14 protein-coding genes are annotated in these 18,375 nt (G+C 73.6%); 8 read left to right on the plus strand and 6 right to left on the minus strand.

Annotated elements, in window-relative coordinates; genetic code table 11:
- Window positions 1-101: 101 nt before the first annotated feature.
- The gene (gltX, locus tag ACFVHB_RS11495; protein ID WP_380318995.1) at window positions 102-1,463 is read right to left on the minus strand and encodes a glutamate--tRNA ligase; all 1,362 of its coding nucleotides are present in this window, start codon (window positions 1,461-1,463) and stop codon (window positions 102-104) included.
- Between the two features lie 199 nt (window positions 1,464-1,662).
- Here gltX and ACFVHB_RS11500 point away from each other — a divergent pair, with 199 nt between their 5' ends.
- Window positions 1,663-2,871 carry a hypothetical protein gene (locus ACFVHB_RS11500; RefSeq protein ID WP_380318796.1) on the plus strand — a complete coding sequence of 403 codons (1,209 nt, stop codon included), beginning with the start codon at window positions 1,663-1,665 and terminating at the stop codon, window positions 2,869-2,871.
- Between the two features lie 4 nt (window positions 2,872-2,875).
- On the opposite strand, the gene ACFVHB_RS11505 is transcribed toward ACFVHB_RS11500, so the two are convergent.
- The gene (locus ACFVHB_RS11505) at window positions 2,876-4,204 is read right to left on the minus strand and encodes a DUF2252 domain-containing protein (RefSeq protein ID WP_380318799.1); all 1,329 of its coding nucleotides are present in this window, start codon (window positions 4,202-4,204) and stop codon (window positions 2,876-2,878) included.
- A gap of 188 nt (window positions 4,205-4,392) precedes the next feature.
- On the opposite strand from ACFVHB_RS11505, the gene dnaE reads away from it, so the two are divergent.
- Window positions 4,393-7,926: a DNA polymerase III subunit alpha gene (gene dnaE / locus ACFVHB_RS11510; protein WP_380318802.1), complete on the plus strand. Its 3,534-nt coding sequence runs from the start codon at window positions 4,393-4,395 to the stop codon at window positions 7,924-7,926.
- A 58-nt stretch (window positions 7,927-7,984) separates the two neighbouring features.
- On the opposite strand, the gene ACFVHB_RS11515 is transcribed toward dnaE, so the two are convergent.
- Window positions 7,985-8,872 (minus strand): LysR family transcriptional regulator, encoded by an 888-nt coding sequence (locus ACFVHB_RS11515; RefSeq protein ID WP_380318805.1) that lies wholly within the window; start codon window positions 8,870-8,872, stop codon window positions 7,985-7,987.
- Window positions 8,873-8,943: 71 nt separating this feature from the next.
- Here ACFVHB_RS11515 and ACFVHB_RS11520 point away from each other — a divergent pair, with 71 nt between their 5' ends.
- From ACFVHB_RS11520 to ACFVHB_RS11545, 6 genes are all read left to right on the plus strand, one after another.
- Entirely contained in the window at window positions 8,944-9,834 is an 891-nt protein-coding gene (locus ACFVHB_RS11520; RefSeq protein ID WP_380318808.1) for a dihydrodipicolinate synthase family protein, read from the plus strand.
- 109 nt (window positions 9,835-9,943) lie between these two features.
- Window positions 9,944-10,972, plus strand: coding sequence for an aspartate-semialdehyde dehydrogenase (locus tag ACFVHB_RS11525; RefSeq protein ID WP_380318811.1), 1,029 nt, complete (start codon window positions 9,944-9,946; stop codon window positions 10,970-10,972).
- 362 nt (window positions 10,973-11,334) lie between these two features.
- A complete protein-coding gene (locus tag ACFVHB_RS11530) occupies window positions 11,335-12,543 on the plus strand; it encodes an NYN domain-containing protein (protein ID WP_380318814.1) in 1,209 nt (402 codons plus the stop codon).
- Window positions 12,544-12,644: 101 nt separating this feature from the next.
- Window positions 12,645-13,646, plus strand: a complete 1,002-nt coding sequence (locus ACFVHB_RS11535; RefSeq protein ID WP_380318817.1) for an ABC transporter ATP-binding protein — start codon at window positions 12,645-12,647, stop codon at window positions 13,644-13,646.
- Window positions 13,643-14,455 carry an ABC transporter permease gene (locus tag ACFVHB_RS11540; RefSeq protein WP_380318820.1) on the plus strand — a complete coding sequence of 271 codons (813 nt, stop codon included), beginning with the start codon at window positions 13,643-13,645 and terminating at the stop codon, window positions 14,453-14,455. The genes ACFVHB_RS11535 and ACFVHB_RS11540 overlap by 4 nt, the downstream gene beginning before the upstream one ends.
- An 83-nt stretch (window positions 14,456-14,538) precedes the next feature.
- Window positions 14,539-15,348 carry a hypothetical protein gene (locus ACFVHB_RS11545; protein WP_380318823.1) on the plus strand — a complete coding sequence of 270 codons (810 nt, stop codon included), beginning with the start codon at window positions 14,539-14,541 and terminating at the stop codon, window positions 15,346-15,348.
- Between the two features lie 36 nt (window positions 15,349-15,384).
- Here ACFVHB_RS11545 and ybaK read toward each other — a convergent pair whose 3' ends face one another.
- The 3 genes from ybaK to ACFVHB_RS11560 all read right to left on the minus strand — a co-directional run bounded on the left by ybaK (window position 15,385) and on the right by ACFVHB_RS11560 (window position 18,286).
- The gene (gene ybaK, locus ACFVHB_RS11550) at window positions 15,385-15,879 is read right to left on the minus strand and encodes a Cys-tRNA(Pro) deacylase (protein ID WP_380318826.1); all 495 of its coding nucleotides are present in this window, start codon (window positions 15,877-15,879) and stop codon (window positions 15,385-15,387) included.
- A 25-nt stretch (window positions 15,880-15,904) separates the two neighbouring features.
- Window positions 15,905-16,633 (minus strand): LON peptidase substrate-binding domain-containing protein, encoded by a 729-nt coding sequence (locus tag ACFVHB_RS11555; RefSeq protein ID WP_380318828.1) that lies wholly within the window; start codon window positions 16,631-16,633, stop codon window positions 15,905-15,907.
- A 72-nt stretch (window positions 16,634-16,705) separates the two neighbouring features.
- Window positions 16,706-18,286: an oxidoreductase gene (locus ACFVHB_RS11560; protein WP_380318831.1), complete on the minus strand. Its 1,581-nt coding sequence runs from the start codon at window positions 18,284-18,286 to the stop codon at window positions 16,706-16,708.
- Window positions 18,287-18,375: the final 89 nt, after the last annotated feature.

Here is an 18,375-nt window from a genome sequence, read left to right on the forward strand (position 1 = left end):
GTGCAGGGCGGTGGTCCCGGTGACCAGCCGGGAGCCGGTGGCGGCGCCGCCCCCCCGCCCCCCGGGGGCGGGGGTTTGGCCCCCCCCGGCACGGTTCTGTGTCAGGCCAGGTCGCTCAGCGCCTTGTCGAGGCGGGCGAGGGTGCGGTCGCGGCCGAGGACCTCCAGGGACTCGAAGAGCGGGAGGCCGATGGTGCGGCCGGTCACGGCGACGCGGATCGGGGCCTGGGCCTTGCCGAGCTTCAGGTCGTGCTCCGCAGCCGTCTCTTCGAGGGCCTGCTTCAGGGCGTCGGCCTCCCAGTCGACTCCGGCCAGCCTGACCCTGGCCGAGCGGATGAGCTCGGCCGCGCCGGCCTTCATGGCCTTCGACCAGGACGCCTCGTCCCGCACCGGCTCGTCGAGGAACAGGAAGTCCACGCAGCCGGTGATCTCGGAGAGGAGCGTGATCCGGGTCTGGGCCAGCGCGGCCACGGCCTCGAAGGCCTTCGCGTCGTAGGCCCCGGCGGGCCACGGCGCCTTCGGCGCGGACAGCCACGGTCGGCAGGCGGTGATGAACTCCTCCAGCGGCAGGCGCCGGATGTACTCGCCGTTGAACGCGGCCAGCTTCTTCACGTCGAAGAACGCGGAGGCGCCGTTGACCTCCCCGACCCGGAAGAGCTGCTCCAGCTCCGGGTACGGCCGGATCTCGACGTCGTCCTTGGGGCCCCAGCCGAGCAGCATCAGGTAGTTCACCAGGGCGTCCGGGAGGTAGCCCTCGGCGAGGTAGTCCTCCAGGGCGACCTTGTCCCGGCGCTTGGAGAGCTTCTGGCGCTTCTCGTTGACGATCACCGGAAGGTGGGCCCAGACGGGAGGCTGCGCGCCGAGGGCCTGCCAGAGCAGCTGCTGCTTGGGGGTGTTCGACAGGTGCTCCTCGCCCCGGATGACCTCGGTGATCCCCTCGTCCAGGTCGTCGACCACATTGGCGAGCAGGAACACCGGGCTGCCGTCGCCACGGGCGATGACGAAGTCCTCGATCGCCGCGTTGGGGAACGAGGGCTCGCCCCGGACGAGGTCGACCACGACGGTCTCGCCCTCGTCGGGCGTCCGGAACCGCAGGGCGCGGCCCGGCTCGTACGCGAGGTCACGCTCCCGGCAGAAGCCGTCGTAGCCGAGCTGGGGCGAGCCGGTCCGCTCGGCGACCTGCTCACGGGTGCAGTCGCAGTAGTAGGCGAGGCCGGCGTCGTGGAGCTGCTGCGCCGCCTCGCGGTGGCGGTCGGCGTTGTGGGACTGGAAGTACGGGCCCTCGAAGGCCGGGTCCGCCGCGGAGATGCCGATGGCGGCGAGGGCGCTGATGATGCCGTCCGTCCACTCGGGCCGGTTGCGAGCCGCGTCGGTGTCCTCGATCCGGAGGACGAACGTCCCCCCTTGCTGTCGCGCCGTCGCCCAGTTGTACAGGGCCGACCGGGCACCACCGACGTGGAACATGCCGGTCGGGCTCGGGGCGAAACGTACGCGGACGGGGGAGGGTGCGGCTGTCATGGCTGCAGAGTAGTGGTCAGGCCGCCCTCTCCCGTTGCCATTTCCGGCCGCCGGAGGTCACGTCCGGGAAGGGCCGGGGGGAGCGTGCACCGGGGCGGGCACCCGGAAGCCGTCCTTGATCACTGACTTGGGGGAGGATGGCATGGTGACGCAGCGGAGATACGAGTACGCGCCGGCGGGGACGTTGCCCGGGTTGTTGCAGCGGGGGCGGGGGCTCGGGGCGCGGATGGCCCAGGAGGATCCGGCGGCCGCCGCCGAGCTGGTGTACGGGTGCGTGCGGTGGGACTGGCGGTGGGATTCGGTCGACCAGCGGGCGCTGTACGTGGCGCGGCTGGTGCGGGACCTGGCGCTGCCGCTCGGGCCGGTGGTCGAGACGCTGGCGGGTGGCCAGGACGCCTGTGAGCGGGCCACCCGGGTGCTGGAGCTGCTGGCGCGCGGCGGGTCGGCGGAGGCCCGGGAGGCGCTGCGGGCGTACGTCCGGGAGGGCGAGCACTGGCGGGACGTCCTGGAGGCCGTGGCCGACGCGTGGCCGGTCGAGTGGTGGGACGACCTGGCGGACGTGGCGCGGGAGCGGTCGAGGGGGCTTACGGAGGAGCTGTGGGGGGAGCCGTGGGACCGTTGGGGGCTGGCCGCGCCGGTGCCGGAGCGCGTGGTCCGCGGGCGTGACCCGATGCCCGAGGTGGCGAGCGCGCGGCTGCTGGAGCTGCTCGCCGACCCGGCCGAGCCGGAGAACCGCAAGGTGAGCGCGCTCTGCGCACTCGACGCCCGGGAGCCGGAGGCGGGCCTGGTCCCGCTGGTGCCGTCGCTGAAGGCGGCGGGCGGCGCGGACGCGCTGCCGCGGCTGCCGATCGTGGTCCGGAAGCTGGGGGCGCTGGCCATGCCGGCCGCCCGGGAATGGGCGGCTGCCGGGGAACCGTGGCTGGCCGGGCTCGGACACCAGGTGCTGGCCGCGTACGGCGAGCCCGAGGACGCTCCGCTGCTGGTGGCCGAGCTGGAGCGGGACTGGGTGGAGCGGCGTTGGTGCGGGCCGCTGCTGTCGGCCCGGGGGCTGGCGCGGTGCGGGGCGGGGGCCAAGGACGCGGTGTCGCTGTTGCGGCGGTTCTGGTTGTGGACGCCGCACTCGTACGAGCGGGCCGCATACCTGGAGGCGTTGGCCGCCATTGAGCCGGCCGGGCTGGACCAGGTGTATGTCGAGTGCCTCTGGGACTGTGAGGAGGACGCCCGGCTGCTGGCGGTGGCGCAGGCCCCGGACCGGCCCGAGGTCCGGGAGCGGCTGGCGTACCTGCGGGACGACCCGATGGAGGAGCCCGCGGTCAGGGCCGCCGCCGGGGAGCGGCTGGCGGCCCTGACCTGACCCGTCAGAGCCCCGGGATGCGGCCGTTGCGGTAGAGGTCGACGAAGAGCTGGTGGTCGGCGCGGGCCCGGGCGCCGTAGGCGTGGGCGAAGTCGACCAGCATGGCGGTGAAGCCGGCCTCGTCGCGGGCGATGGCCTCGTGGATGGCGTGCTCGGTGGAGAACGGCACCAGGGTGTGGCCGCTGGAGGACTCGTCGGCGGCCGCGTGCATGGTGGCGGTCGCGTGGCCCAGGTACTCGGTGACGGCGAGCAGGTCGGGCAGCTCGTTGAGGTCGGTCCAGTCGAGGTCGGTCGCGTACGGGGAGACCTCGGCGACCAGCTGGCCGCGGCCGTGCAGGGTGGTGTGGCCGAGCCACGGGTCGCTGTGGGCCTGGAGGGCGCGCTGCGAGATCACCGTGCGGTGGCCCTCGTGCTCGAAGTAGCCGGCGATCGCCGGGTCGGTGACGTGCCGCGACACGGCCGGGGTCTGCCCCTGCTTCATGTAGATGATCACGTCGTTCTCGAGGGCGTCGGTGTGGCCCTCCAGCAGCAGGTTGTACGAGGGCAGGCCGGCGCTTCCGATGCCGATGCCGCGGCGGCCGACGACGTCCTTGACCCGCAGCGCCTCGGGCCGGGTGCGGGAGGAGGGCGGCAGGGTGGCGAGGTAGGCCTCGAAGGCGGCGAGCACCTCGGCCTTGGTGGGCTCGTCCAGCTCGATCGCGCCGCCGCCGAGGCGGAAGCGGCGGTCGTAGCCCTCGACCACGGTGTCGCCGTCGAGGAGCGCGACCCGGGTCTGCAGGCGGGCCTGCCGCAGGGTGTCCAGGATCGGGCCGGTGGCGGTGTCCAGGGTGAACGGGGCGGCGTCGCCGGAGGTGACGTGGGCGGCGATCCGGGCCCGGTAGGCGTCGGCGAAGGCGGTGACCAGCTGGGTGATCGTCTCGTCGGACAGCGCCTTGGCGTAGCCGATCAGCGCCAGCGAGGCGGCCAGGCGCTGGACGTCCCAGGTGAAGGCGCCGACGTAGGCCTCGTCGAAGTCGTTGACGTTGAAGACCAGGCGGCCCTCGGCGTTGAGGTAGCTGCCGAAGTTCTCCGCGTGCAGGTCGCCGTGGATCCAGACCCGGCTGGTGCGCTCGTCCAGGAAGGCGGCGCCGTGGTCCTGGAAGGGGGCGGAGGTGAGGTCGGCGTAGTAGAGCGCCGCGGTGCCCCGGTAGAAGGCGAAGGCGGAGGCGGCCATCTTCCGGAACTTCACCCGGAAGGCCGCCGGGTCCTTGGCGAGCAGGTCACCGAAGGCCGTGTCGAAGACGCCGAGTATGGTCTCGGCACGGTCGGTGGCGGTGGGCTGCGGGTGAGGCATGGGCGTTCCTTCGAAGCGCGGCGGCTGGCCGGAGGCAGGTGCGTCTGGAGGCTAGAGTAGGGGCGTGAACGTGTGAGTGCTGGTCCGGGCCCCGGGAGTGGCTCGGACCGTATTTGTTTCCAGGCACCATCGGTGACCTGCGCGTTCGCCGGCCAACCAGACAAGCACAAGCCTCCGGAGGCCCCGCCTTGAGCGATCAGCCGTACGCGCATCTGCACGTCCACACCGAGTACTCGATGCTGGACGGTGCCGCCCGGCTGAAGCAGTTGTTCAAGGAGGTCGAGCGGCTGGGCCAGACCCACGTCGCGATGACCGACCACGGCAACATGTACGGCGCGGCCGAGTTCCACAAGCAGGCCACCGCCGCGGGCATCACGCCGGTGATCGGCATCGAGGCGTACGTCGCGCCGGAGTCGCGCTCCAACACCAAGCGCATCCTGTGGGGCCAGCCGCACCAGAAGAAGGACGACGTCTCGGCATCCGGTGCCTACACCCACAAGACCATCTGGGCCCGGAACAAGGAGGGCCTGCACAACCTCTTCAAGCTGACCTCGCGCTCGTACGCCGAGGGCTGGCTGGTGAAGTGGCCCCGGATGGACAAGGAGATCATCTCCGAGCACGCGGCCGGCCTGATGGCCACCACCGGCTGCCCCTCCGGCGAGGTGCAGACCCGGCTGCGCCTCGGCCAGTTCGACGAGGCGCTCAAGTCCGCGGCCGACTACCAGGAGATCTTCGGCAAGGAGAACTACTTCCTGGAGCTGATGGACCACGGCCTGGACATCGAGAAGCGGGTCCGCGACGGGCTGCTGGAGATCAGCAGGAAGCTGAACATCCCGCCGGTGGTCACCAACGACTCGCACTACACCACCGAGGCCGACGCCGGCGCCCACGACCTGCTGCTCTGCGTGCAGACCGGCAAGAACCTCTCCGACCCGGACCGCTTCCGGTTCGACGGCACCGGCTACTACATCAAGTCGGCCGCCGAGATGTACGCGCTGGACTCCTCGGACGCCTGGCAGGAGGGCTGCCGCAACAGCCAGCTGCTGGTCGCCCAGCGGGTCGACACCACCGGCATGTTCGAGTTCAAGAACCTCATGCCGCGCTTCCCGATCCCGGAGGGCTTCGAGTCCGAGGCGGACTTCTTCAAGTCCAAGGTCTGGGAGGGCATGGACTGGCGCTTCCCGAACGGGTACGACGAGGAGCACAAGAAGCTCGCCGAGTACGAGATGGACACCATCATCCAGATGGGGTTCCCGGCGTACTTCCTCGTGGTCGCCGACTTCATCATGTGGGCGAAGAGCCAGGGCATCGCGGTGGGTCCGGGCCGTGGTTCGGCGGCCGGCTCGCTGGTCGCCTACGCGATGGGCATCACCGACCTCGACCCGATCCCGCACGGCCTGATCTTCGAGCGCTTCCTCAACCCCGAGCGCATCTCGATGCCCGATGTCGACATCGACTTCGACGAGCGCCGGCGCGGTGACGTGATCCGGTACGTGACCGAGAAGTGGGGCTCCGACAAGGTCGCCATGATCGTCACGTACGGCACGATCAAGGCGAAGGCCGCCATCAAGGACTCCTCGCGCGTCCTCGGCTACCCGTACGCGATGGGCGACCGGATCACCAAGGCGATGCCGCCGGACGTCATGGGCAAGGGCATCCCGCTCTCCGGCATCACCGACCCCTCGCACCCGCGCTACGGCGAGGCCGGCGAGATCCGCGGGCTGTACGAGAACGACCCGGACGTCCGCAAGGTGATCGACACCGCGCGCGGCATCGAGGGCCTGATCCGCCAGCCCGGCGTGCACGCGGCCGGCGTCATCATGTCCGCCGAGCCGCTGACCGACCACATCCCGGTCTGGACCCGGCACACCGACGGCGTCACCATCACGCAGTTCGACTACCCCACCTGTGAGGGCCTCGGCCTTCTCAAGATGGACTTCCTCGGCCTGCGCAACCTGACGATCATGGACGACGCCGTCAAGGCGATCGAGAAGAACAAGGGCGTCAAGATCAACCTGCTTGATCTGCCCCTGGACGACAAGCCGACCTACGAGCTCCTCGCCCGCGGTGACACGCTCGGCGTCTTCCAGCTCGACGGCGGGCCGATGCGTTCGCTGCTGCGCCTGATGAAGCCGGACAACTTCGAGGACATCTCCGCCGTCCTCGCGCTGTACCGCCCGGGTCCGATGGGCGTCAACTCGCACACCAACTACGCGCTGCGCAAGAACGGCCAGCAGGAGATCACCCCGATCCACCCGGAGCTGGAGAAGCCGCTGGAGGAGGTGCTCCGGCCGACGTACGGCCTGATCGTCTACCAGGAGCAGGTGCAGAAGGCCGCGCAGATCCTGGCCGGCTACTCGCTCGGCCAGGCGGACCTGCTGCGCCGTGCCATGGGCAAGAAGAAGAAGGAGATCCTGGAGGCCGAGTTCGTCCCGTTCCAGAAGGGCTGCCGCGAGCGCGGCTACTCGGACGCGGCGATCCAGGCGGTCTGGGACGTCCTCGTCCCCTTCTCCGGCTACGCGTTCAACAAAGCGCACACCGCCGGGTACGGGCTGGTCTCGTACTGGACGGCCTACCTCAAGGCCAACTACCCGGCCGAGTACATGTCCGGCCTGCTCACGTCGGTCAAGGACGACAAGGACAAGTCGGCGGTCTACCTCAACGAGTGCCGGAAGATGGGCATCAACGTGCTCCCGCCGGACGTCAACGAGTCGGACGCGGACTTCACCCCGCACGGGGACACCACCGTGCGGTTCGGCCTCACCGCGATCCGCAACGTCGGCGGGCCGGTGGTCGAGTCGATGATCCGGACGCGGAAGGCGAAGGGGAAGTTCGCCTCCTTCCCCGACTTCCTGGACAAGGTGGAGTCGGTGGTCTGCAACAAGCGGACCGTCGAATCGCTCATCAAGGCGGGTTCGTTCGACTCGCTCGGACACACCCGCAAGGGCCTCACCGCGCAGTTCGAGCCGATGATCGACAACGTCGTCGGGGTCAAGCGCAAGGAGGCCGAGGGGCAGTTCGACCTCTTCGGCGGCGACGCGGTCAGCGACGAGCCGAGCTTCGGCCTGGACGTGGTCTTCTCCGAGGAGGAGTGGGACAAGTCCTTCCTGCTCACCCAGGAGCGGGAGATGCTCGGCCTGTACGTCTCCTCCCACCCGCTGCACGGCATCGAGCACGTCCTCGCCGACAAGGCGGACTGCGCGGTGGCCGACCTCGCGGAGCGCCCGGACGGCACCATCGTCACCATCGGCGGCATCATCTCGGGCCTCCAGCGGAAGATGACCAAGCAGGGCAACGCCTGGGCCATCGCGACGGTGGAGGACCTGGCCGGCTCGATCGACTGCATGTTCTTCCCGGCCAGCTACCAGCTGGTGTCGTCCCAACTCGTCGAGGACGCCGTGGTGTTCGTCCGCGGCAAGCTGGACAAGCGGGAGGACGTGCCGCGGCTGATGGGGATGGAGCTGTCCGTCCCTGACCTGTCGAACGCGCACGCCGAGGCGCCGATCGTGATCAACATCCCGAGCGTGAAGGTGACGCCGCCGCTGGTCGCCCGGCTCGGCGAGGTGCTGAGCAGCCACAAGGGGACGACCGAGGTGCGGCTGCGGCTGGAGGGGACGCGGACCACCACGGTGCTGCGGCTGGACCGGCACCGGGTGAAGTCGGACCCGGCGCTGTTCGGGGACCTCAAGCAGCTGCTCGGGCCGAGCTGCCTGGCGGGCTGAGCCACCGCGCGGGGGCGGGCCGCGGTGTCACCGCGGCCCGCCGCCGCGCCTCACGGCGTCACGTCCCGCCGCCGAGGCCCGGGGGGACGGCCGTGTGGAGGGCCGAGACGAAGGCCGAGATCGCGGGGTGGGAGCCGGCGCCGGCGCGGAAGGCGGCGCGGGTGCGGCGGTACATCGGCAGCCGGGTGAGGACGACGCCGGGCGGGGGCTGCGAAGTGCCCAGGTGCGGGACCAGCGCCACGCCCTGACCGGCCGCCACCAGGGCCAGCACGGTGGCGAAGTCGTCGATCTGATGCCGGATCCGGGGCGCGAAGCCGGCGCTCTCGCAGGCCCGGACGGCCATGCTGTGGCAGAGCGTGCCCGGCGGCGACATGATCCACGGCGCGGAGCGCTGTTCGGCGACCGTGCCCGCCGTCCGGGCCGCCAGGTACATCGGCTCGGTGAAGACCGGGCGGGTCACCGCCAGGCCGGGCTCCGGGTCGGCCGGGACGAGGTCGTACTCGTGCACCAGCGCGACGTCCAGCTCGCCCGCGCGCAGGGCGGCCGCGACGGCCGCCGGATCCACTTCGGTGACCATCGGCTCCAGGCCGGGGTGCCAGCCGGCCAGCTCGGCGAGGACCGCCGGGATGATCGAGCGGGCCGCCGACGGATAGGTGCCGATCCGCAGCGGGCCCGCCAACCCCTGCCTGGCGTGGGCGAGTTCGGAGCCGGCCAGCTCCAGCCGCTCCAGCACGGCCTCGGCGTGCCGGACCAGGCCCAGCCCGGCCGGCGTGAGGGCGACCCGGCGGCCGGTGCGCTCCAAGAGCGGGACGCCGGCCTCCTTCTCCAGGACGGACAGCTGCTGGGAGACCGCCGAAGGGCTGAACGAGAGCGCCTCGGCGACGGCGGCGATGGTGCCGAGGTGGGCGAGTTCGCGCAGCAGGCGCAGGCGTCGGACGTCGAGCATCGGCTCAGCTTACGAGAAGCATCGGAAATGTGAACTGGACCTGTGCGATGGCGCCCCGCAGGATCGTGCCCATGGAACTCAAGGGCATCTACGTCCCGCTGGTCACCCCCTTCGCCGAGGACGGCTCGGTGGCCCTGGACGCGCTGGAGAAGCTGGCCGGTTCGGTGCTGGACGACGGCGCGGCCGGCCTGGTGGCGCTCGGCACCACCGGCGAGCCGGCCACGCTGAGCGCCGACGAGCGGCGCGCGGTGGTCGAGGTCTGCGCGGCGGTCTGCGCCGAGCGCGGCGGCCGGCTGCTGGTCGGCGCGGGGGGCCCGGACACCCGGGCGGCCGCCGAGGAGCTGGCCGGGCTCCGGGCGCGGGTGCCGGGGGCGGCGGCCGCGCTGGTCACCGCGCCGTCCTTCGTCCGGCCGGGCGAGGCCGGGACGGTCGCGCACTTCCGGGCGCTGGCCGGGGCGAGCTCGGTGCCGCTGGTCGTCTACCACATCCCGTACCGGACCGGTCAGCAGCTGTCGGCCGCCACGCTGCTGGAGCTGGCCGCGGTGCCCGGCGTCGTGGGCGTCAAGTACGCGACCGGCGGGCTGGACGAGACGGCCGTGCAACTGCTGGCCGGCCGGCCCGAGGGCTTCGCGGTGCTGTCCGGGGAGGACGTCTTCCTCCCGGCGATGCTGGCGCTGGGCGGCGCGGGCGGCATCCCGGCGTCCGCCCACCTGGCCACCGCGCGGTTCGTGGAACTGGCCGCCGCCTGGGAGCGCGGGGACGTCCCGCGGGCCCGCGCGCTGGGCCACCGGCTGGCCGCGCTGGCGGCCGCCGCCTTCGCCGCGCCGAACCCGGCCGTGGTCAAGGGCGTGCTGCACGCCCAGGGCCGGATCCCCACCCCGGACGTCCGGCTGCCGCTGCTGCCGGCCGGGCCGGCGGAGGTGGCGCGCGCCCTCGAACTCGCCACTGGTCTGGACCACTGATCGGGTCGGGGCCTCTCACACCGTGGAATACCAGGTCGCGCCACCCCGATGACAAGGCATGATGGGCGGAGTGCGGCTGTGACCAGCGACATCAAGAGGAGTAGTCGGAATGAAGATCGGCATTGTCGGGGCCACCGGCCAGGTCGGCGGCGTCGTCCGCGAGATCCTGGCGGAGCGGAGCTTTCCGGTGGAGCAGCTGCGCCTGTTCGCCTCGGCCCGCTCGGCCGGACGCACGCTGCCCTGGCAGGGCACCGAGATCACCGTCGAGGACGCGGCCACGGCCGACTACACCGGCCTGGACATCGTGATCTTCTCGGCCGGCGGCGCCACCTCCAAGGCCCTCGCCCCGAAGGTCGCCGCGGCCGGCGCGGTCGTCATCGACAACTCCTCCGCCTGGCGCCGTGACCCCGAGGTCCCGCTGGTCGTCTCCGAGGTCAACCCCGGCGCCATCGCCGACCGCCCCAAGGGCATCATCGCCAACCCGAACTGCACCACCATGGCCGCCATGCCGGTGCTGCGCCCGCTGCACGAGGAGGCCGGCCTCGCCGCGCTGATCGTCTCCACCTACCAGGCCGTGTCCGGCAGCGGCGTGGCCGGCGTCGCCGAGCTGCAGGACCAGGCCGCCAAGGTCGTGGACGGCGCCTCCGCGCTCGCCCACGACGGCTCCGCGGTCGAGTTCCCCGAGCCGAAGGTCTACCGGCGCCCGATCGCCTTCAACGTGGTGCCGCTGGCCGGCTCCCTCGTGGAGGACGGCTCCAACGAGACCGACGAGGAGCAGAAGCTCCGCCACGAGAGCCGCAAGATCCTCGGCATCCCCGAGCTCAAGGTGGCCGGCACCTGCGTGCGCGTCCCGGTCTTCTCCGGCCACTCGCTGCAGATCAACGCCCGCTTCGAGCGCCCGATCAGCCCGGAGCGCGCGGTCGAGCTGCTCACCGGCGCCCCCGGCGTCGAGCTGAGCGACATCCCCACCCCGCTCCAGGCCGCCGGACAGGACCCGAGCTACGTCGGCCGGATCCGGGTGGACGAGACGGTGGAGAACGGCCTGTCGCTGTTCGTCTCCAACGACAACCTGCGCAAGGGCGCCGCGCTCAACGCCGTCCAGCTCGCCGAGCTGGTCGCCGCCGAGCTGAAGGGCTGACCGCCCGCCCCCACCCGCGCACCCGTGCACCCGGCGGGCCCCCGTCCTCGGACGGGGGCCCGTTCGGCGTTCCCCCGGGCCGTCCGGCGTTCCCGCGGCGCCGCCGTCGCCGCCCCGCCGCCGCCTTGCCGCCGCCCTCGCCGCCTCGCCGTCGCCGCACGCGGGAGCCGCGGCGCCGTTGCCGGACCGCGACATCCGCCGAGGTTCGGCGCGCGAACCAGGGGTAAAGGTGACCCAACGATCGGGCGACCACGGGCACCCCTCACCCCGCACGGGCCCGAGCGCCGGGCGGACCGCGCCCACCCGGGACCGCCGCACCACGGCGGCGCCGGACCGCGAGGGCGAGCGAAAAGAGGTGCGCGATGGACCGCTGTGTCGTCCTGGTGGACGCCGGATACCTGCTGGGCGCCGCCGCCAGCCTGCTCGCCGGGGACCCTTCCCGCTCCCGGGTCACCGTCGACCACACGGCGCTGATCACCGCCCTGCGCGAGCGGGCCGAGGCCGAGACCGGCCTGCCGCTGCTCCGGATCTACTGGTTCGACGCCGCGCCCGACCGGCGCCCGATGCCCGAACACCGCCGGCTCCGCGTCCTGCCCCGGGTCACCGTCCGGCTCGGCGCCCTCACCCGGGCCGAGGGCCGCTGGGTGCAGAAGGGCGTGGACGCCGCGATGCACGCCGAGCTCTCCGAACTCGCCCGCAACCGGGCCTGCGCCGACGTCGTGCTGATCACCGGCGACGGCGACCTGCTGCCCGGCATGATGTCCGCCAAGGAACACGGCGTGGTCGTCCACCTCTGGGCCCTGCAGGCCGCCGACGGCGACTTCAACCAGTCCGAGGACCTCGTCGGCGAGGCCGACGAACGACGGGTGCTCGACCGGGAGTGGATCGAGGGCTCCTTCAGCCTGCGCGAGACCTCCACCGTCTTCCCCGCGCCCGGGCCCCGGCACGAGATCGCCAAGATCCTCGCCGCCCCGCCCGCGGCACCGCCCGCCGTCCGGCCCGCCGCCGAGCCCGCCCCCGCCGCGGTGCCGGCGGCGGCCAACGGGCGCCCGGCACCGGCCGCCACGGCGCTCAAGGTGGTCCCGACCCCCAAGGACATAGCCGGACGCACCGCGGCCCCGCCGGCCGCCGCCGCCCACCACCCGACCGGACCGGTGCTGCGCTGGTCCTCCGACCGCGGCTGGGTCGAACGGCCGGCCGCCGAGCAGGCCGCCACCGCCGGCGACAGCCTGCCCACCCTGGCCCAGCTCACCACCGCCGAGCAGCGCTGGGCCGACCGCGAGGAGGACATCACCTCCATCGGCGGCGACGCCCACGAGGTCGGCCAGGTGTTCGCCCGCCGCTGGACCGAACGGCTCGGCGACGTCGAGCGGCTCACCGTGCTCTGGCCCGACTACCCGCGCATCCCGCACCGGGTCGACGGCGAGCTGCTCCGCTACGCGGCCCGGTTCGGGCTGCTCGCGCACAAGGACGACCAGATCGACGAGCACGACCGGTACGCGATCCGGGCCGGCTTCTGGAAGGAGCTGGCCGTCCGCGTCCCCGGCGGGGACCTGGTCGTGGACGACTAGGCTCCTGATCCAGGACGGGACCCGCGGGGTGCGGCGGGCGGATTCGGAGGATCGGGCCCCCTTGTCCGGTTCGCGGTCTCCACGGCGTAGAGTCTTCGCTCGTGAACAACGCGGCCGGGCGGGCACCCCAGGACACCTCCTTGCCGTGCTGTGCCGTCCGCGACCTGGTCAAGACGTACCGCACCGGGCGCGGTGGCCCCATCGCCCCGATCCGGGCCAACGACGGCATCAGCCTGACCGTCCGGCAGGGCGAGATCTTCGGGCTGCTGGGGCCCAACGGGGCCGGCAAGTCCACCCTGGTCCGCCAGCTCACCGGCCTGCTGCGCCCCGACTCCGGCTCCGTCGAGATCCTCGGCCACGACGTGGTCCGCCACCCCGAGCGGGCCGCCAGGCTGCTCGGCTACCTCGGCCAGGAGTCCACCGCGCTGGACGAGCTGACCGTCGCGCTCGCCGCCGAGACCACCGGCCGGCTGCGCGGCCTCTCCCGGGCGCAGGCCCGCGCCGCGGCGGACGAGGTGCTCACCGAGCTGGCCCTGGAGCCGCTCGCCCACCGCCCGCTCGCCAAGCTCTCCGGCGGCCAGCGCCGGCTCGCCTGCTTCGCCGCCACCCTGGTCGGCGACCGGCCGCTGCTCGTCCTGGACGAGCCGACCACCGGCATGGACCCGATCGCCCGCCGCGCCGTGTGGACCGCCGTCGAGCGGCGCCGCGCCGAGCGGCGGACCACCGTGCTGCTGGTCACCCACAACGTGATCGAGGCGGAGACCGTGCTGGACCGGGTCGCGGTGGTGGACGAGGGCCGGGTGATCGCCTGCGACACGCCCGGCGGGCTCAAGGCCCTGGTCGACGGCGACGTCCGGCTCGACCTGGTCTGGCGGGACGAGGCGCCGCTCGCGGTGCCGGCCGTCGCGGACCTCGCCGCGCGGGCCGAGCGCACCGGCCGGCGCTGGACCGTGCGCACCACCCCCGAGCAGGCCCGCGAACTGGTCGCCGCCGTCACCACCGGCCCGGCCTTCGCCGCCCTGGACGACTTCACCCTGGCCACCCCGAGCCTTGAGGACGCCTACCTCAAGCTGGGCGGCCGCCATGGAGGCCTGGCCAAGTGACGCTGCTCTCCGCGCCGCCGCAGCCCGCCGGACTCGCGGACGCCGGGCCCGCCCCGCTGGCCCCCGCCGCCCGGCTGCTGCCCGCCCTCGCCGCCGTCTACCGGGCGCAGCTGGCCCGGGCCAAGGTGGCCCGCATCCCGCTGCTGTTCGTCGCCACCTTCCAGTCGCTCGGCATCCTGGTGATGATGCGGGGCGTCGTCGACGCGGGGCAGACCTCGGCCGCGCGCTCGGTGGTGGCCGGCTCCAGCGTGCTGGTGGTCGCCTTCGTCGCGCTCAACCTGCTCGCCCAGTACTTCGGCCGGCTGCGGGCCACCGGCGGCCTCGACCACTACGCCACGTTGCCCGTCCCGGCCGCCTCGGTGGTGCTCGGGGCGGCGGCCGCGTACGCCTCGTTCACACTGCCGGGCACGCTGGTGACCGCCGCCGCGGGGGCGGTGACGTTCGGACTGCCGCTGGGCCAGCTGTGGGTGCTGCTCGCGGTGGTGCCGCTGGCCGGCGCGGCGCTCTCCGGGCTCGGCGCGGTCTGCGGGCTGCTCGCGCCCAAGCAGGAGATCGCCACCATGCTGGGGCAGCTCGGCATGTCGGCGGCGCTGCTGCTGGGCGTGCTGCCGGTCGACCACCTGCCGCAGCCGGTGCTCTGGCTGCGCGACCTGCTGCCCTCGACCTACGGCGTCGAGGCCTTCGCCCGGACCTTCACGCCCGACCCGGACTGGGCGGCGGTCGCGGGGGACCTCGCGGTCTGCGCCGGCGTGGGCGTGGTGTCGCTGGCGGCCGCCACCTGGGCGTACCGGCGGGCCACCACGCGGTAGGGCCCGGTCGGCCCGGGCCTCCGGAGCCGTCCGCTGCCCGGGTGGCGGGGCCGTTCGGGCGGCGCTCGTGAAACGATGGGCCCGTGACCGTACCGAACACACCTCCGGATCCTCTGCGCGCCGCTGCGGGCACCGACGCGGACCCCGCCGACCGGGCCCCGGCCGCCGCCCCGAACCCGTACGCGCCGCCGGCCCCGGGCGGCGAGGGCGTCGCGCCGCTGCCGGCGGGCGTGCCGTCCGGCCCGGAGCGCCCGCCCGTGGCGGAGCGGCTGCGCCCCGAGCTGAAGGTCGGCGCGGTCACGACGCTGGTCTGCCTGCTGCTGGGCCTGGCGATGGCCGGACTCTGGGCGTGGCTGGCGCCGAAGGTGCCGCTGGTGGTCGACGGCAACAAGATCCTCTACGGCGACCCGGAGGGCGAGCAGCGGGCCGGCGCGGACAGCGTCTTCGTGCTGATCGGGCTCGGCATGGGCATCCTGACCGCGTTGGGGGCGTTCCTGGTCACCCGGCGCCGCGGCGGCGGGATCGCGGTGGCGGTCGGCCTCGCGGTCGGCGGCCTGCTGGCCTCGCTCGGCGCGTGGGAGCTGGGCCGGCGGCTCGGCCCGAGCAGCGACCTGGTCGCGGAGGCAAAGCGGGTCGGCAACGGCGGTCACTTCGACGCGGACATCGACCTGGGCGCGTACGGCGCGCTGCTGGCCTGGCCGATGGCGGCGATGGTCGTGCTGCTGGCGCTGTCGGCCGCGTTCGGCAAGCGCGAGGAGGACCCGCCGCCCTACTGGGCCGGGACGGGCACGCCGCCGCAGGGCGCCCACCCGCAGGACGGGCGCCCGCAGGACTCCCACCCGCAGGACTCCCACCCGCAGGACGGGGCGCGGTGGGAGGGGCCGAAGTCCTGACCGGCCGCGCCGGGGCGGGCCCCGGTCAGCGCCCGGTCAGCGGCCGATCGGGGCGGTGCGGGCGCCGGTGAGGGTGACCAGGTCGGCCGGGGCCAGCTCGACCTCCAGGCCGCGGCGGCCCGCCGAGACGTAGACCGTGGGGTGCGCGAGCGCGCTGTCGTCCACCACGGTGCGCAGCGGGCGGCGCTGGCCGAGCGGGGAGATGCCGCCGCGGACGTAGCCGCTGCTGCGCTCGGCGGCCGCCGGGTCCGCCATCGCGGCGCGCTTGCCGCCCACCGCCGCGGCGAGCGCCTTGAGGTCCAGCTGCCCGGCCACCGGGACGACGCCCACCGTGAGGACGCCGTCCACGTCGGCGACCAGCGTCTTGAACACGCGCTCGGCGGAGACCCCGAGTGCCTCGGCCGCCTCGCCGCCGTACGAGGCGGCGGCCGGGTCGTGCGCGTAGGCGTGCACGGTGAACGGGACGGCGGCGTTCTCCAGGGCGACCGTGGCGGGTGTGCCCTGACCGCCCTTCTTCGTCTTCTTGGCCATCTGCGGGGCTCTCCGGGGGCGGTGGTCAGTTGGGGCTGAACGACTGGCGGGTCAGGTCGACCGCCGGGAGCGAGGGCAGCCAGCTCAGCACGGCCGTCTCGCGGCGCAGCAGCTCCAGTTCGGTGCGCAGCCGCTGCGCGGTGTCGGGGCAGGCGAGCAGCTCCTGCTTGACCGGCGTCTCGAACACCGAGGCGGCGGCCACCAGGTAGGAGAGCACCTGCGGGTCGTCCGGCAGGTCCTGGCTGCCGACCGTGCTGGCCTCGCGGGCGCCCGCCAGCCGCTTCTGGTAGGCGCGGAAGGCCCGCTCGACACCGGCGGCCAGCACGCCCGCGCCCTCGCCGGGCTCCTCCTCGACCGGCTCGGTCTCACCGGTCAGGTAGGGGCCGCCGGTGTCCACCGAGCGGAGCCGGAACCGGGTGGTGCCGGTGACCAGCAGCTCGTACCGGCCGTCGGGCTGCTCCTGGGCGGAGGCGAGGTCGGCCACGCAGCCGATGTGGTACATCGCCTCCAGCGGGTCACCGGTGACGGTGCCGAGGCCGTCGAGCGGGCCGGCCGGGCCGTCGTCGGGGCGGACCGGCGCGACCTCGCGGCCGTCCCGGATGGCGAGGACGCCGAACCGGCGGGGCCGGTCCTCGGGGAGGGCGAGCAGGTCGGCGACCAGACGGCGGTAGCGCTCCTCGAAGACGTTCAGGGGCAGCACCAGGCCCGGGTAGAGCACGGTGTTCAGCGGGAAGAGCGGCAGCCGTTCTGTCACGGCGCACAGCGTAGTTCCCCGGGCACCCTGTCCGCCCAGGGGTTTAGGGCCTGCGGCGGATCTTGCCGGGCCCTAGCCGCGCTGGAGCGTGCGGGTGGCACCGGCGGCGACGGTGGTGGCCAGGACCCAGCCGACGATCACCAGGCCGGCGGAGACCCAGCGGGAGAACCCGCCCGGGTTCCAGCCCTGCTGGCCGAGGTCGACCAGCGGCAGCAGCTGGCCCAGCGCGTACAGCACCGGGTCCCAGTGCGGCTGCTCGTCGGCCTTCAGCGGCTCCAGCGGGTGGGCGGCGAAGTAGGAGCCGCCGAGTGCCCAGGCGAGCAGCAGCCAGAGCGCGGCCCGGCCGGGGCGGAAGCCGTAGCCGACGGTGACGTCCTGCACCAGGCCCCAGATCCGGGCGGGCAGCGGCAGGGTCCGCCGCCGGCGGCGCTGCTTGGCGTAGAGCACCTCGCGGGCGTCGTCGTCGGCGCCGTCGCGGCGCAGGGCGGCGGCCAGCTGCTCGTACGACTCGGGCTGGAACTCGACCGAGGAGCGCTCCAGCCAGTCGATCCGCTGACGGACGGTGAACGGCGCGGCCGGGCGCAGGCACTCGTAGGTGAAACCGGTGAGGGAGAGCTGCCGGCCGCTCGGCCAGGCACCGGGGGCGTCGACCAGGTTGCCGATCCGGGCGCGGGAGAGCGAGACGGCGCCGTCGTTCGGGAAGCGGCAGGTGAACCGCAGTTCGGGCGTCTGGATGCGGCGCAGCGTCACCTCGTCCCCCGGTCCGAGGTGGAACTCGGCGTCGGAGAGGAGGCAGGCGTTCTCGAACCGGCCGTCGGAGAGCCGGACCTGGCCGTGCGCCCGGAACGGCGTGCTGGGCGAGCCGGGCGGCGGGATCTCGCCGTAGCCGGAGCCGTAGTAGGTCTGCGAGCCGTACCAGCCGCCGTCCGCCGAACCGCTGAGGTACAGCGTGTGGCCGACGGTTATCCGCACGGCGTTGAGGGCGTTGCGGTTGCCGGGGACGGCCCGCAGCTGGGCGCCGCGCAGCGAGAGCCGGCCGCCGATCCGGGCGGTGCGCAGGGAGACCTCGCCGTGCGACTCCAGGCGGTCGGCCTCGAAGTCCTGGTGGATCGCCATGCCGTCGGCGGACAGTGCCCGGCCGAACCGGTCGCCGCCCAGCACGGCCTGGTTGAGCAGCAGGTCGGTGCCGATCCGGGCGTCGGTGAGCCGGATGCCCTGGGGGATGCGGCAGCGGGCCAGGTGCAGGTCGCCGGAGGTGGCCAGTCGGGACGCCTCGATCCGGGGGATCAGGCAGGTGACGAAGCGCAGCGTGCCCGCCTCGGCCTCCGAGATCAGCACCTTGTGCTCGAAGCGGCAGTCGTGCAGCTCCACGTACTGACCGATGGTGCCGCCGGCCAGGTTCAGCGAGCCGGTGACGAGGACGCCGGTGAGCCGGAGCGAGGCGACCCGCCCGGGCGCGGCGGCGGGACCGGCCAGCAGCAGGTGGGCCAGCACGTCCGCGCGGACGGCGCGCTCGGGCCCCCAGACGGCGCCGCCGAACGGGTCGTCCTGCTCGGCGTCGCCGCTGCGCAGGTCGTACACGTCGCCCAGCCGGAACGCCTCCCAGAGCCCCTGCTCCGTCCGCGACCAGTCCTGCGGCACGCCCTCGGCCATGTCGTCCCCCGCTTCCCCCGGTTGTCTCGCCTTTCGTATCACGGACTGAAATGCCGGACCGCGCGTTCCGGCCACTCCTTACACTGGGT

Source organism: Kitasatospora sp. NPDC127111 (assembly GCF_042677465.1).
GTDB lineage: Bacteria > Actinomycetota > Actinomycetes > Streptomycetales > Streptomycetaceae > Kitasatospora.